Annotated in this window: 11 protein-coding genes; 7 read left to right on the top strand and 4 right to left on the bottom strand. The window is 60.3% G+C overall.

Annotated features, from left to right (window positions below):
- From AC3WP4_RS05375 to AC3WP4_RS05385, 3 genes are all read right to left on the bottom strand, one after another.
- On the bottom strand, positions 1 to 3,774 hold the full coding sequence (locus tag AC3WP4_RS05375; protein ID WP_074877131.1) for a nitrate reductase subunit alpha: 3,774 nt from the start codon (positions 3,772 to 3,774) through the stop codon (positions 1 to 3).
- A 69-nt stretch (positions 3,775 to 3,843) separates the two neighbouring features.
- On the bottom strand, positions 3,844 to 5,241 hold the full coding sequence (locus AC3WP4_RS05380; RefSeq protein WP_074877133.1) for a NarK family nitrate/nitrite MFS transporter: 1,398 nt from the start codon (positions 5,239 to 5,241) through the stop codon (positions 3,844 to 3,846).
- The gene (locus tag AC3WP4_RS05385; RefSeq protein WP_102614425.1) at positions 5,219 to 6,523 is read right to left on the bottom strand and encodes an MFS transporter; all 1,305 of its coding nucleotides are present in this window, start codon (positions 6,521 to 6,523) and stop codon (positions 5,219 to 5,221) included. The genes AC3WP4_RS05380 and AC3WP4_RS05385 overlap by 23 nt, the downstream gene beginning before the upstream one ends.
- Positions 6,524 to 6,828: 305 nt before the next feature.
- On the opposite strand from AC3WP4_RS05385, the gene AC3WP4_RS05390 reads away from it, so the two are divergent.
- The 4 genes from AC3WP4_RS05390 to AC3WP4_RS05405 all read left to right on the top strand — a co-directional run bounded on the left by AC3WP4_RS05390 (position 6,829) and on the right by AC3WP4_RS05405 (position 10,506).
- Entirely contained in the window at positions 6,829 to 8,631 is a 1,803-nt protein-coding gene (locus AC3WP4_RS05390; RefSeq protein ID WP_074877137.1) for a HAMP domain-containing protein, read from the top strand.
- Positions 8,628 to 9,275 carry a two-component system response regulator NarL gene (narL, locus tag AC3WP4_RS05395; RefSeq protein ID WP_076030943.1) on the top strand — a complete coding sequence of 216 codons (648 nt, stop codon included), beginning with the start codon at positions 8,628 to 8,630 and terminating at the stop codon, positions 9,273 to 9,275. The genes AC3WP4_RS05390 and narL overlap by 4 nt, the downstream gene beginning before the upstream one ends.
- An 86-nt stretch (positions 9,276 to 9,361) precedes the next feature.
- Positions 9,362 to 10,036, top strand: coding sequence for a Crp/Fnr family transcriptional regulator (locus AC3WP4_RS05400; protein WP_074877141.1), 675 nt, complete (start codon positions 9,362 to 9,364; stop codon positions 10,034 to 10,036).
- 74 nt (positions 10,037 to 10,110) lie between these two features.
- A complete protein-coding gene (locus AC3WP4_RS05405; RefSeq protein ID WP_074877143.1) occupies positions 10,111 to 10,506 on the top strand; it encodes a putative zinc-binding protein in 396 nt (131 codons plus the stop codon).
- Between the two features lie 54 nt (positions 10,507 to 10,560).
- Here the strand turns inward: AC3WP4_RS05405 and glcC are convergent, their stop codons facing one another.
- The gene (glcC, locus tag AC3WP4_RS05410) at positions 10,561 to 11,328 is read right to left on the bottom strand and encodes a transcriptional regulator GlcC (protein WP_102614426.1); all 768 of its coding nucleotides are present in this window, start codon (positions 11,326 to 11,328) and stop codon (positions 10,561 to 10,563) included.
- A 234-nt stretch (positions 11,329 to 11,562) separates the two neighbouring features.
- Between glcC and glcD the strand changes: the two genes are divergently transcribed.
- Genes glcD through glcF form a run of 3 tightly spaced genes read left to right on the top strand, consistent with a single transcriptional unit; the run spans position 11,563 to position 15,347 of the window.
- Positions 11,563 to 13,062, top strand: a complete 1,500-nt coding sequence (gene glcD / locus AC3WP4_RS05415) for a glycolate oxidase subunit GlcD (RefSeq protein WP_102614427.1) — start codon at positions 11,563 to 11,565, stop codon at positions 13,060 to 13,062.
- Positions 13,062 to 14,126, top strand: coding sequence for a glycolate oxidase subunit GlcE (gene glcE / locus AC3WP4_RS05420; protein WP_074877148.1), 1,065 nt, complete (start codon positions 13,062 to 13,064; stop codon positions 14,124 to 14,126). The genes glcD and glcE overlap by 1 nt, the downstream gene beginning before the upstream one ends.
- A 3-nt stretch (positions 14,127 to 14,129) precedes the next feature.
- Complete coding sequence (glcF, locus tag AC3WP4_RS05425; protein WP_102614428.1) at positions 14,130 to 15,347, top strand: glycolate oxidase subunit GlcF; 1,218 nt, start codon at positions 14,130 to 14,132, stop codon at positions 15,345 to 15,347.
- Positions 15,348 to 15,362 lie beyond the last annotated feature (15 nt).

The raw sequence follows: 15,362 nt of genomic DNA on the forward strand, positions 1-15,362 counted from the left end.
TCAGTTTTCCTCGATATCGGTCGGCAGCGGACGTGGCAGGTCATCGCCACTTGAACCATCGAGCCAGTCGACTTTGGACATTTTGCGCACCACGACGAATTCATCGCGGTTGCAACCGACGGTGCCGTAATAGTTGAAACCGTAGGCCTGCTGGGCATAGCCGCCGATCATGTGGGTCGGCTTGAGCACGACGCGGGTGACCGAGTTGTGATGGCCGCCACGGGTCTTGGTGGTTTCCGAACCGGGCACGTTCACGATCCGTTCCTGTGCGTGATACATCATCACCATGCCGTCCTTGACCCGTTGGCTGACCACCGCACGGGCGGTCAGTGCACCGTTGACGTTGAAGCACTCGATCCAGTCGTTGTCCTCGATGTCGGCGCTTTTCGCGTCGTTCTCCGAGAGCCAGACAATCGGCCCGCCACGGCTGAGGGTGAGCATCAGCAGGTTGTCGCTGTAGGTGCTGTGGATGCCCCACTTCTGGTGCGGGGTGATCCAGTTGAGGACGATTTCCTTGTGGCCGTTACTGCGCTTGCCCTTCACCCCTTCGATGGTGCGGGTGTTGACCGGCGGGCGATAACTCATCAGTTGTTCGCCGAACGCCTGCATCCACGGGTGATCCTGGTAGAACTGCTGGCGACCGGTGATGGTGCGCCATGGAATCCCTTCGTGAACGTTGGTGTAGCCGGCGTTGTAGCTGACGTGATCGTCTTCGAGCCCCGACCAGGTCGGGCTGGAAATGATCTTGCGCGGCTGTGCCTGAATGTCGCGGAAACGAATCGCCTCGTGGGCCTTGGACAGCGCCAGGTGGCTGTGGTCGATGCCGGTGAATTCCGACAACGCAGCCCAGGCCTTGACGGCGACCTGGCCGTTGGTTTCCGGTGCCAGCGACAGAATCACTTCAGCGGCGTCAATGGCCGTGTCGATTTTCGGCCGACCCTGGCTGATGCCGGCGTCGCCTTCCTTGTGATTGAGTTCACCGAGGAATTTCACTTCGTCTTCGGTATTCCAGTTGATGCCTTTGCCACCGTTGCCGTTTTTCTCCAGCAATGGCCCGAGGGACGAGAACTGCTTGTAGATGTTCGGGTAGTCACGCTCTACCACATGCAGGTTCGGTGCGTTCTTGCCCGGCACCGGTGCCACGCCGTCGCTTTTCCAGTCGGTGCCGCCAAACGGTTGGGCCAGTTCACCGACGCTGTCGTGCATCAACGGGATGGTCACCAAGTCCTTTTCAACGCCCAGATGCCCTTCGGCCATGCTGGAAAACGCCTTGGCGATGCCTTTGTAGATTTCCCAGTCGGAACGAGATTCCCACGCCGGGTCGATGGCAGCCGACAACGGGTGAATGAACGGGTGCATGTCCGAGGTGTTCATGTCGTCTTTTTCGTACCAGGTCGCGGTCGGCAACACGATGTCGGAATAGACGCAGGTCGACGACATGCGGAAGTCCAGCGTGGTGACCAGATCGAGCTTGCCGATGGCGCCCTCGTCCACCCATTCGGCTTCTTCGGGTTTGCAATCGCCGACCTGGCCGATGTCTTCGTTCATCACCCCGTTCTTGGTGCCCAGCAGGTACTTGAGCATGTACTCGTGGCCCTTGCCCGAGGAGCCCAGCAGGTTGGAACGCCAGATGAACATGTTGCGCGGGAAGTTGACCGGGCTGTCCGGTTGTTCGCAGGAGAAACGCAGCGAACCGTCCTGCAGCGACTTGACCACGTAGTCTTTCGGGTCCATGCCGGCGGCAGCGGCGTCGCGGCAAATGTGCAAAGGGTTGGTGTTGAGTTGCGGTGCGCTGGGCAACCAGCCGGCGCGTTCGGCGCGGATGTTGTAGTCCAGGGCATGCTCGGGGAATTGCGATTTATCGGCCAGCGGCGAGAGCACGTCGTGCATGCTCATCTTCTCGTGGCGCCACTGCGAACTGTGGGCGTAGAAGAAGCTGGTGCCGTTCATTTGGCGAGGCGGACGGTTCCAGTCCAGGCCGAATGCCAGGGGCAGCCAGCCGCATTGCGGACGGAGTTTTTCCTGACCGACATAATGCGCCCAACCGCCACCGGTCTGACCGACACACCCGCAGAGCATGAGCATGTTGATCAGCCCGCGGTAGTTCATGTCCATGTGGTACCAGTGGTTCATCGCCGCGCCGACGATGATCATCGAGCGACCCTTGGTCTTGTCGGCGTTGTCGGCGAATTCACGGGCAATCTGGATGGCTTTCTCACGGCTGACGCCGGTGATCTGCTCTTGCCAAGCCGGGGTGCCGGGTACCGAGGCGTCGTTGTAATCCTTGGCCACGTTTTCGCCGCCGAGGCCGCGATCGATCGCCAGGTTGGCGGCCGACAGGTCGAACACGGTGGCGACTTTGGCCACACTGCCGTCCGCCAGCACCACGTTGTGCACCGGCACGCGACGGTATTGCACGGCATCGCCGGCCACGTGCTGGAAGTGCTCGTGGGATTCGCCGGCAAAATACGGGAATGCCACTTCGGCCACGTCGTCACCGATCAGGCTCAGCTTCAGATCGATCTCACGGCCTTCGCCGCCTTCACGAGGCAGGATGTTCCACTTGCCCTTCTCGCCCCAGCGATAACCGATGGAACCCTGAGGGGACACCAGTTCACCGCTGACATCGAGGGCGATGGTTTTCCATTCCGGGTTGTTTTCCTGGCCGAGGTTGTCGGTCAGGTCGCTGGCGCGCAGGAAGCGGTCTGGCTGGTAACCGGCGCCCGGGGCCTTGTCGACCATTTGCTTGAGCAGCACCAGCACCGGCAAATCGGTGAAGCGCTTGGCGTAGTCGGTGAAATAGGCGCTCGGTTTGTCGAGGTGGAATTCTTTGAAGATCACATGGTTGAACGCCTGGGCCAGCGCTGCATCGGTGCCTTGTTTAGGGTTCAGCCACAGGTCAGTGAGCTTGGCGACTTCCGAGTAATCAGGAGTGATCGCCACAGTCTTGGTGCCCTTGTAGCGGACTTCGGTAAAGAAGTGCGCATCCGGGGTACGGGTTTGCGGGACGTTGGAGCCCCAGGCAATGATGTAGTTGGAGTTGTACCAGTCGGCCGATTCCGGCACGTCGGTCTGCTCGCCCCAGACCATCGGCGAGGCCGGTGGCAAGTCGCAGTACCAATCATAGAAACTCAGGCAGGCGCCGCCAATCAGCGACAGGTAACGCGAACCTGCCGCGTAGCTGACCATCGACATGGCCGGGATCGGCGAGAAGCCGACGATCCGGTCCGGGCCGTATTGCTTGATGGTGTAGACGTTGGCCGCGGCAATGATCTCGTTGACTTCTTCCCAGTTGGAACGAATGAAGCCACCCATGCCGCGCTTGCTTTTATAGGAGTCGGCCTTGGCCTTGTCCTCGACGATGCTGGCCCAGGCTTCGACCGGCGCCATGGTTTGCCGCGCATCGCGCCAGAGCTTGAGCAACGGCTTGCGGATTTTCGGGTACTTGAGCCGGTTGGCGCTGTAGATGTACCAGCTGTAACTGGCACCACGCGGGCAGCCACGGGGCTCATGGTTCGGCAGGTCGTTGCGGGTACGCGGGTAGTCGGTCTGCTGGGTTTCCCAGGTGATCAGGCCGTTCTTGACGTAGATTTTCCACGAGCACGACCCGGTGCAGTTCACCCCATGGGTGGAACGCACGATCTTGTCGTACTGCCAGCGCGAACGGTAGACGTTCTCCCAATCGCGAGACTCTTTGCGGGTCTCGCCATGACCGTCTGAAAACTCGTTTTGCTTGCGATTGAAAAACCGCAATTGATCCAGTAAATGACTCACGGTGTAGTCCTCTCAGGCTTTGTCGCGGAGTCTGTGCCCCGCCCACGCAATGATTGAATTCGGGCTTTCTCAGCAGGGTGTCGCGGCGCCTTTGCGCGCGTACCACCACCAGGTCACCACGATGCAGCTCAGGTAAAAGCCGACGAACATGTAGAAGGCCATCTCCGGGCCGCCGGTCAGGGCCATCGAAGAGCCGAAGGATTTGGGGATAAAGAACGCACCGAAGGCGCCCATGGCCGAACTGAAGCCCAGGACGGCGGCTGACTCTTTGCCGGCATTCTTCAGCGCTTGTTCGCGCACGGCCGGTGGTTTTCCGACCGAGGCTTTTTCATGCTGGGTGCGGAAGATCACCGGGATCATGCGGAAGGTGGAGCCGTTGCCAATGCCAGTGGTGATGAACAGCAGCATGAACATGCCGAGGAAGCCGTAGAAGTTGCCGCCCTGACCGTTTTGCGGCAGGAAGTGCATCACGGCGAAGACCATCGCGATCATCGCCACGAAGTTCCACAAGGTCACTTTCGCGCCGCCGAGCTTGTCCGCCAGCCAGCCGCCCAATGGCCGTACCAGCGCACCGACCAATGGGCCGAGGAAGGCGAATTTCAAGGCGATAACATCAGGGAACGAGGTTTTGATCAGCAGCGGAAACGCGGCGGAAAAACCGATGAACGAGCCGAAGGTCGCCAGGTACAACCAGCACATCAGCCAGTTGTGTTTGCGCTTGAAGATGACGGCCTGTTCGCTGAACGAAGCGCGGGCACTGGACAGGTCATTCATGCCGAACCAGGCCAGCACCGTCACCAGGACAATGAACGGTACCCAAATGAAGCCTGCGTTCTGCAGCCACAACTGGCCGCCATCCGGCAATGCTTGCGGCGAACCGCCCATAAAACCGAACACACCGAAGGTAATCACCAGCGGTACACAGAACTGCATCACCGAAACGCCCAGGTTACCCAGCCCGGCGTTGAGGCCAAGGGCCGTGCCCTGCTGCGACTTGGGATAGAAGAAACTGATGTTGGACATGCTCGAGGCGAAGTTGCCGCCACCGAAACCGCAGAGCAAGGCAATCAACACGAACACGCTGTAGGAGGTGCTCGGGTCCTGCACCGCGAAGCCCATCCAGATCGAGGGCAACAACAGCGACGCGGTGCTCAGGGCGGTCCAGCGACGGCCACCGAAGATCGGCACCATAAAGGAGTAGAAGACGCGTAAGGTCGCCCCGGACAGGCCCGGCAACGCCGCCAGCCAGAACAACTGGTCGGTGCTGAAGGTGAAGCCGATGGCGTTCAAACGCACGATTACCGTGCTCCAGACCATCCACACCGCGAAGGCCAACAGCAGCGCAGGAATGGAAATCCACAAGTTGCGCGTGGCGGTCTGTTTGCCGCTACTTCCCCAGAATGCTGGGTCCTCGGGGCGCCAGTCATGAATGACCGGGCCTTTGTCAGGCTTTTGCAGAACGGACATGTTCTTCTCCTAGGGCAATGCTGGAAATCGGGGACGGGGTCAGCAGCGGCGTTTTACCCAGCACCGCGCTTTTGCGTATTTCGCTGAAGTACATCCAGGTGAGGGAGACCCAGACCACGCCGTACATCAACATGAAGCAGGAAGAGCGCACGCCGGTGAGGTCCACCAGGGCGCCGAACAGGATCGGCAGCACGAAACCGCCCAGGCCACCGGCGAGGCCGACGATGCCGGACACCGCGCCCATGTTTTTCGGGTAGTCGTTGGCGATGTATTTGAAGACCGAGGCCTTGCCAAACGCGAAGGCGATGCCCATGACGAACAGCAGCACGGTGAACAGCGCCGGGTTCAGGCCGATGTGGAAATCTATCGGGCCGTTGATGGTCTTCACTTGCAGTTGGGTCTGGGGATACGAGAGCAGGAACAGGCAGATCCAGCTGACCCACAACACCCACCAGGTCACGCTTTGCGCACCCCAGCGATCCGACATCCAGCCGCCGACTGCACGCAGCACGCCACCGGGCAGGGAGAAACAGGCCGCCAGCAGCGCCGCGCTTTGCAGGCTGAAGCCGTATTCCTGCACGTAGTACTTGGTCATCCACAGGGCCAGGGCGACGTAGCCACCGAAGACGATCGAGTAGTACTGGCAGTAGCGCCACACCGCCGGGTCCTTCAGCGAGCTCAATTGCTCACGCAAGGTAGCGCCGGAGGCACTGCGGTGGTCCTTGTTTTCGGCACTGAGAAACCAGAACAGCAGCGCGGTAATAAAGAGGATCGCGCTGAAGACTTTTGGCACCAGCTGCCAGCTGCCGGCAGCGATCAGCGCTGGGGCAAGAAACTTGGTCACCGCGGCCCCGGCGTTACCGGCACCGAAGATGCCCATGGCGAAGCCCTGATTCTCCTTGTCGAACCATTTGGCGACGTAGGCAATCCCGACCGAGAACGAGCCGCCGGCCAGGCCGACGAACAAGCCCAGGACCAGGAACTGCCAGTAGGCAGTGGCGTGGCTGATCAGGTAGAGCGGCGCCACACAGGCGAGCATCAGCAGGAAGAACACGCTGCGACCGCCAAAACGGTCGGTCAGCAGGCCCAGTGGTAAACGCACCAGCGAGCCGGTCAGCACCGGGGTCGCAGCCAGAAGACCGAATTGGGTTTCGTTGAGCTGGAGCAGGTCCTTGATCGGTACACCGAGCACGGCAAACATCATCCAGACCATGAAACACACAGTGAAGGCCAGCGTGCTCATGCCCAGCACCAAGCCTTGTCGTACACGAGGTTGGGTCACAAATGCTCTCCAGTCAGTTAGCCATGGCGGCAGACTAGAGAGGCCAACCCCGCAAAAACTTGATCCATATCAACGAAGCCCCAGGGGGCATAGGCCTATGCTTGCGCGGTCTACCTCTAAGGAGGTAGTACAGGAAAACCCTGAAACCATTGATTTATCAGTGTCTTGAGGTTTTCTTCAAAGGTTTTTGCTGACAAGGATCAGTCGACAACTCTTTAGAGGTAGCGCGCCCGGGATCGGCGGCAAAACCCCTTCCTGGAGCTCCACGTGTGCTGTTTTGCTGATTTCTTCCGGGACCTGCGCTGATGATCCGCTGGTTGCGCAGCTCCCTGCCCGCTCGCGCCGGGCTGGCGGTGATCCTGATCGCCGTCCTCGCCCTCGCCAGTTCGTTGAGCGCCGGACTGATCGCCTGGTTCAGCCAAGGCGATGCGGCCGCCATCAACACCGCCGGCTCGGTGCGCATGGAGACCTACCACCTGAGCTGGAAACTGGCCGCGGGGGTAACCGGCGAAGAAATCATCGCCGTCAGCGACAGCCTGCAAACCCGCCTCAACAGCCAGTCACTCAAGGCGGTACTGGAAGATGGTCCGACCACCGCGCTGCAACTCAGCTACGAGCAAATCCAGCAACAATGGAACGAGGATTTGCGCCCGGCACTGGAGCGTGGCGATGCCGCCTATTTCCAGGTCCAGGCCCTGCCCTTCATTGAACGACTGAACCAGTTCGTCAACCTGTTGCAGCGCCAAAGCGAACAGAAGCAAGGCTGGCAACAGGTGATCCAGGGTCTGGCCTTGTTCACCACCCTGTTCGTCCTGCTGATTGGGCTCTACGAGTTGCAGTACGGGGTCGTCATGCCCTTGAAAGAGTTGGTGGACGCGACCCAGCGCTTTCGTCGCGGCGATTTCAAGGTGCGGGTCAACCATCAGTCCCAGGATGAACTGGGCCAGTTGGCCATGAGTTTCAACGCCATGGCCGAGACAATCGAAGACTCCCATCGCACCCTTGAGAGTCAGGTCCAGCAAAAAACCCTGAACCTGCAACAAGCCAATGCCGCTCTTGAGTTGCTGTACCAAAGCAGTCGCAGCCTGGCCACGCGCCTGGCCAATGCCGAAGGCCTGGATGAGTTGATCCGGCGCTTCCAGCAACGCTTGCCCGGCTTGCGCCTGTCGCTGTGCCTGCAAGGGCAAATGCAGGCACCGGCCCAGCAGTTGCTCGCTCTGCATGGCGCGAACATCCGGGAAGTCTGCGCCAGCAGCGATTGCGCCACGTGCCAGAAGCACCATAAAGCCAGCCCGCAAACCTTCAGCATCAGCAATCAGGGCAGTGAACTGGGTGAACTCAAGGCGCACTTTGTCGACGGGCACCCGACGCAAGCCTGGGAAACCCAACTGATCCAGGCCCTGGCCAACCTGATTGGCACCTCGCTGTCGCTCAAACGCCAGCGGGAACAGGATCACCGCCTGCTGCTACTCGAAGAACGCACGATCATCGCCCGCGAGCTGCACGACTCACTGGCCCAGGCCTTGTCCTACATGAAGCTGCAAGTCAGCCGCCTGCAGACCCTGATGCGCCGTGGCGAACCGGTCGAGACCCTGGAAAACGTCACCGCCGAACTGCGCGAAGGGCTGAACAATGCCTATCGCCAGTTACGCGAATTGCTGACCACCTTTCGCTTGCAGATTCACGATGCGGGGCTGGTACAGGAACTCAAGGACACCGCCGAGGAGTTTTCCCGACGAGGGGAATTCCAGGTGCACCTGCACGTCGACGCACTGGCCTTTCAGTTATCGGCCAGCGAGCAGATCCACATTTTGCAGATCACCCGCGAGGCGCTCTCCAATTGCCTGCGCCACGCCCATGCGCAAAACGCCTGGCTGCAACTGCGTCAGGACGGTGAAACCGTCAGGCTCATCGTCGAAGACGACGGGCGTGGCTTCAGCGGTAACGTCGACCAACGCGAACACCACGGTCTGAAAATCATGGATGAGCGCGCCCGCAGCCTGCGCGGTCAACTCGAAATAGTGTCCAGGGAGCCGCAAGGCACCCGCGTCCAACTGGAATTCCAACCGGAGTTTCTCGGGCAGCAAACAGAAGGTAGCGTCACATGAACCCGTCCCTGCAACACACCATCCTGCTGGTCGACGACCACCCGATGATGCGTCACGGCATCCGTCAGATGCTCGAACTTGAAGATGATTTCCTGATCGTCGGCGAAGCCAATAACGGTGAAGAAGCACTCAGCATGATCGAACCGCTGCAACCGGATCTGGTGCTGCTCGATAACAACATGCCGCTGATGAATGGCATTGAAACCCTGCGCCAATTACGGGCGATGCACTACACCGGCAAGGTGTTGCTGTTTACGGTCTCGGATGCCGAAGACGATATTCGCGACGCACTGCGTCTGGATGCCGACGGCTACCTGCTCAAGGACATGGAGCCCGAACTGTTGATTCAGTACATCCGCAATGCCTTGAACGGCGAATTGGTGATCAGCCCGGGGCTGACCCAGGTCATGGCCCAGGCCCTGCGCTCACCGCAGCGTCAGACTGTGGTGGAACTGACCGAGCGTGAACGCCAGGTGCTGAAAACCATCGCCAGCGGTTTCAGCAACAAGGTCATCGGGCACAAGCTGGGCATCACCGAAGGCACGGTCAAGGTTCACGTGAAAAACCTGCTGCACAAACTCGGTTTGCGCTCGCGGGTCGAGGCAGCGGTGTGGGCCATGGAGCATCTGCGCAATGCCGGCTGACAGGCATGCCTCTTTGGAGGTAGGCCGGCAGAGGCATAGGTCATCCGGCCGGCGCTCTCTACTATGAGCGTCAGCGGAGGTACGCCATGCTGACCCACCCTTCCATCGTTTTAACGTTGCGTCGTCATCATCTGTTCAGCCAGTTGCCGGAGAAAATCTTCGAGGAAGTCTGCGGCCTGGCCATGCTCAAGCGCCTGGCCTGTCACAGCACGCTCATGCACCAGGGCGACCCGGCCAAGCGTTTTTTCCTGCTGGTCAGCGGCCAGATCAAGTTGTACCGGCTGACCGGTGAAGGCCAGGAGAACCTGGTGGAGATCATTCACCCCGGCCAGACCTTTGCCGAAGCCTTGCTGTTCAGCCAGGCCCGTCTCTACCCGGTGAGCGCAACGGCGCTGAAGGACAGCGTGCTGGTGAGTATCGAGGGCAGCCATTACCGCAACGCCCTGGAAGACCAGCCAAAAGTTTGCCTGGCGATCCTCGCGAGCATGAGCGTGCACTTGCACCTGCGCCTGCGCGACATCGACACCTTGACCATGGCCAGTGCGAGCCGGCGGGTGATCAATTTTCTGTTCCAGGAACGCAACCCGGTCAGCGGCTTGATTGTCTTGCAGGTGTCCAAACGTCTGGTCGCCTCGAAGCTGGGTATTCAGCCGGAAACCTTTTCGCGAATCCTGCACCGTCTGGTGGACAGCGGCCTGATTGCCATGGAACGGCGCAATATCAGCATCCTCGCCGAAGAGGATCTCGCGGCCTTCCAATAGACGGAATTGATAGCAGTCAATGCGCAATGCCACCGGCCTTGCACACTGAAGAAGTCCATCCATGGAGAGCGCTCATGCCCCGTTCAACCTTGCCCTTGATTTACTCCTGCTCAGGCTGCTCCAACGTCGCCCAACTGGCCAACACCCTGGCCGTGCGGCTGGATCGCAGCGGCGTGGCGGAAATGTCCTGCATCGTCGGGGTCGGCGGGCACGTGGCGGCGCTGGTCAACAAGGCACGTTCGGGGCGGCGGATTTTTGCGTTGGATGGTTGCCCGTTGCAATGTGTTGAAAATTGCCTGAAGCAGCATGGCCTGCACGCGGATGTGCATCTGATTCTTAGCCATTACGGGTTGCGCAAGCGTTATGGCGAAGACTGTACGCAAGCAGAGAGTGATGAGTTGTTTGTACAGATCGGGCAGCTGATTGCCAGTGATGCTCGGCAGAATCACGCATCTGAACTGATGGTTTGAAGTCAACGCAGATCAAATGTGGGAGCGAGCCTGCTCGCGAAGGCGGACCGGGCCTTACGCCCAACCTTCAAGTCGCAGCGTGGCCCTGACCAGACGTTGTTCCTCGCTTTCGATTTCCTTGAGGTTCTCGCAAATGCTCTGGATATGCGCGATGGCCGCCTTGCGCGCCTGTTCGGGCATACGGCCGGTGACGGCGTTGTAGAGCCGCGCATGTTGACGGTCGATCTGACGCTTTTGCGGTTCGCGGTGGTAAAGGTTATTGACCGAGGCAAACACCGTGCTCAGCAGCAAGTCCGTCAGCGAGCGCAAGGTCTGCACCAGCACCGGGTTGTGCGAAGCCTCGCAAATCGCCAGGTGGAACGCGTGATCGAGCCGGGCGTGTTCGCTCGCCTCCAGCGAGCGGCTATGGGCATTGCACAACGCCTCGTAGCTGCGGGTGATGAGGACGAAATCGGCGTCGGTTCCGCGCAACGCTGCCAGGCGTGCGGACTCGCCTTCGAGCAGGCTGCGGACCTCGAACAAATCGTAGAGTGTGCGCGGTTGTGAGCTGAACAAGTGCATCAACGGCGACGCGGCACCGTGTCCCGAAAGATCGGCCACAAAAGAGCCTTTGCCCTGCTCTGTCTTGATAATCCCGCGAGCGCGCAACAACTTCAGGCCCTCGCGAAGTGCCGTGCGGGAAACGCCGAGTTTTTCGGTCAGACGACGTTCCGACGGCAACAATTGCCCGGTCTTGAGCACCCCGTCGACGATCAGACGCTCAATACGCTCACAGACCACATCTGCGACTTGCGGATTACGGTTCGTTTCTGCCCTTTCCATCGACTCTCCAACTGGTATGACCAGCCTCACTACCAAAACAACAGATGTTCAAACACCAGGCTATATTTATGTTTTAGAACATCTTTTTTAAATCAATAAAGAACCATCGAATAAAAAACTGGTTCGACCAGCCAAACAACACATAGACAGTAGAGCGCCTCAGGCCAATGATGCAAGTCAGTGGTAAACGGACACAGACCTCCTATAAAAACAACTGAGGGTCGTCAACCGCCTATGAACATTCTTTACGATGAACGCGTCGATGGCGTCCTGCCCAATGTCGACAAAACTGCCTTGCTGCAAGCCCTGCAAACACAATGGCCGGATCTGGAAGTCCTGCATCAACAGGAAGAACTCAAACCGTACGAATGCGACGGGCTTTCTGCTTACCGAACCACGCCCATGCTGGTGGTGCTGCCACGCAACGTTGACGAGGTGCAAGGTGTGCTTCGACTCTGCCATGAGCGGCAAGTCGCGGTGGTCGCCCGCGGTGCCGGCACCGGTTTGTCCGGCGGGGCCTTGCCGCTGGAAAAAGGCGTGCTGCTGGTAATGGCGCGCTTCAACTCTATTCTGCACATCGACCCCGCCGCCCGTACGGCTCGGGTACAGCCGGGGGTGCGCAATCTGGCGATTTCCCAGGCTGCAGCGCCGTTTGGCTTGTATTACGCGCCGGACCCTTCCTCGCAGATCGCTTGTTCAATCGGCGGCAATGTGGCGGAAAACGCCGGTGGCGTGCATTGCCTGAAATATGGGCTGACCGTGCACAACCTGCTTAAGGTCGACATCCTCACCGTCGACGGCGAACACCTGACCCTGGGTTCCCAGGCGCTCGATTCTCCGGGCTTCGATCTGCTGGCGTTGTTCACCGGCTCCGAAGGCATGCTCGGTATCATCACCGAGGTCACGGTCAAACTGCTGCCCAAGCCCCAGACCGCTAAAGTGCTGCTGGCGGCGTTCGATTCCGTCGAGAAGGCGGGCCGCGCGGTGGGTGACATTATTGCCGCCGGCATCATCCCCGGTGGCCTAGAGATGATGGACAACCTGGCCATTCGCGCCGCCGAAGACTTTATCCACGCTGGCTATCCGGTCGACGCCGAAGCCATTTTGCTGTGCGAGCTCGATGGCGTTGAAGCCGACGTTCATGATGACTGCGACCGCGTGCGCCAAGTGCTGCAACAGGCCGGCGCCACCGAAGTGCGCCAGGCCCGCGATGAAGCCGAACGCGTGCGTTTCTGGGCCGGGCGCAAGAATGCATTCCCGGCGGTGGGTCGCCTCTCGCCGGATTATTACTGCATGGACGGGACAATCCCGCGCCGCGAGTTGCCCGGCGTACTGCAGGCGATCGCAGCGTTATCTGCTGAGTACGGCCTGCGGGTGGCCAACGTTTTTCACGCCGGTGACGGCAACATGCACCCGCTGATCCTGTTCGATGCCAACCAACCGGGTGAACTCGATCGCGCTGAAACCCTGGGCGGCAAGATCCTCGAATTGTGCGTGAAGGTTGGTGGCAGCATCACCGGTGAACACGGCGTGGGCCGGGAGAAAATCAATCAGATGTGCGCGCAGTTCAATAGCGATGAGTTGACCGTGTTCCATGCCGTCAAAGCGGCCTTCGATCCGAGTGGTTTGCTCAACCCCGGCAAGAACATCCCGACGCTGCACCGCTGCGCCGAGTTTGGCGCCATGCACGTTCACATGGGTCAGTTGCCCTTCCCTGAACTGGAGCGTTTCTGATGCGTAGCGAACACGATAACGACGACAGCGCCTCGCTGCTGGAGCAAGTCAACCAGGCGTTGCAAAACGCCACGCCGTTGCGCATTCAAGGCTCCAACAGCAAAGCGTTTCTTGGGCGCATTGTGGCGGGCGAAGTGCTCGACACGCGCAGCCACCGAGGCATCGTCAGCTACGACCCGACTGAGCTGGTGATCACCGCCCGCTGCGGCACTCCTTTGACAGAACTGGCCGAAGTGCTGGACGCGGCGCAGCAGATGCTGCCCTGCGAACCGCCCTCCTTCGGCGACGGCGCCACGGTCGGCGGCATGATCGCCAGCGGGCTGTCGGGTCCACGGCGTCCCTGGTCGGGCTCCGTCAGGGACTTTGTCCTCGGGACCCGCGTCATTACAGGCCACGGCAAGCATTTGCGCTTTGGTGGCGAAGTCATGAAAAACGTCGCCGGCTACGACCTGTCGCGCTTGATGGCCGGCAGCTACGGCTCGCTCGGCGTGGTCACCGAAGTCTCGCTCAAAGTCCTGCCCAAGCCGCGTCAAGCGTTAAGCATCAGCCTGGAAATGGACAGTGACCGCGCCTTGCTGCGCCTCGCCGAATGGGGCCAGCAGCCGTTGCCGATCAGTGCTGCGTGCCACGATGGGCAGCGCCTGCACCTGCGACTTGAGGGTGGCGAAGGCTCGGTGGCTGCGGCACATGACCGACTGGGCGGCGAGTTGCTCGACGCCTCGTACTGGGATGATCTCAACGAACATCGATTGAGCTTCTTCGATGAGGACCAGACACTTTGGCGCCTGTCCGTCCCTCACAACACACCTCGACTTTCCCTGCCCGGCCGCCAATTGCTCGATTGGGGCGGTGCGCAGCGCTGGCTCAAATCTGACGCGGAGGCAGCGTTCATCCGCTCGATCGTCGAAGAAGTCGGCGGGCATGTGACCTGCTATACCCATGGCCTGATCGACAGTCCGTTTCAACCCTTGCCTGGCGCACTGATGCGCTACCACCAGAGCCTGAAGCAACAACTCGATCCCCGGGGAATCTTCAACCCCGGGCGCCTGTACGCGGAGCTTTGACCCATGCAGACCACCTTGAGCGAACAAGCCCGCCAACTGCCCCGCGCCGAAGAAGCCGAAAGCATCTTGCGCACCTGCGTGCACTGCGGTTTCTGTAATGCCACCTGCCCGACCTATCAATTGCTCGGCGATGAACTGGACGGACCGCGGGGGCGCATCTACCTGATCAAACAGGTTCTGGAGGGCAACGAAGTCACGCAGAAGACCCAACAGCACCTGGATCGCTGCCTGTCGTGCCGTAACTGCGAAACCACCTGCCCTTCCGGTGTCGATTACCACAACTTGCTGGACATCGGCCGGGCGGTGGTCGATGCGGCGGTGCCGCGCCCACTCGGTCAGCGCTTGTTGCGTGAAGGACTGCGCAGCGTCGTCCCCAATCCGGCGCTGTTCAAAACTCTGGTCAGCAGCGGCCAGGTGTTCCGGGCGTTATTGCCCAACACCTTGCAGATAAAGTTGCCTCGCCGCGTCTATCCAGCCAAGCCACGGCCGGTCACTCGCCATGCCCGGCAGGTGCTGATGCTCGAAGGCTGCGTGCAACCGAGTCTGTCACCCAATACCAACGCCGCCGCTGCGCGAGTACTGGATCGCCTGGGAATCAGCGTCATCGCGACCCGCGAGGCCGGATGCTGCGGCGCGGTGGATTATCACCTCGATGCTCAGGCGGCCGGCCTGGATCGCGCCCGTCGCAACATTGACGCGTGGTGGCCGAGCATTGAAAGCGGTGCCGAAGCCATCGTGCAAACCGCCAGCGGTTGCGGCGCCTTCATCAAAGATTACGGTCACCTGCTCAGCACCGACCCGGCGTATGCCGAGAAGGCGAAAAAGGTCAGTGAGCTGGCCAAGGATCTGGTCGAAGTGCTGCGCGACGAACCGCTGGAAAAACTCGGCATCCACAGCGCCCAACGCCTGGCCTTCCATTGCCCCTGCACCTTGCAGCACGCGCAGAAACTGGGCGGAGCGGTGGAAGCGATTCTGACCAGCCTGGGGTTCAACCTCACGCCGGTTGCTGACAGTCACCTGTGCTGCGGCTCGGCGGGCACCTATTCGCTGACCCAACCCGAACTGTCCCGGCAACTGCGCGACAACAAGCTCAATGCGCTGGAAAGCGGGCATCCCGAAGTCATTATCACCGCCAATATCGGCTGTCAGTCCCACCTCGACGGTGCGGGCCGAACCCCTGTCAGGCACTGGATCGAACTGGTCGAAGCCGCCTTGCCCTAACCGAGTACTGGAGAG

The sequence above is a fragment of the Pseudomonas sp. FW305-20 genome, assembly GCF_058788075.1.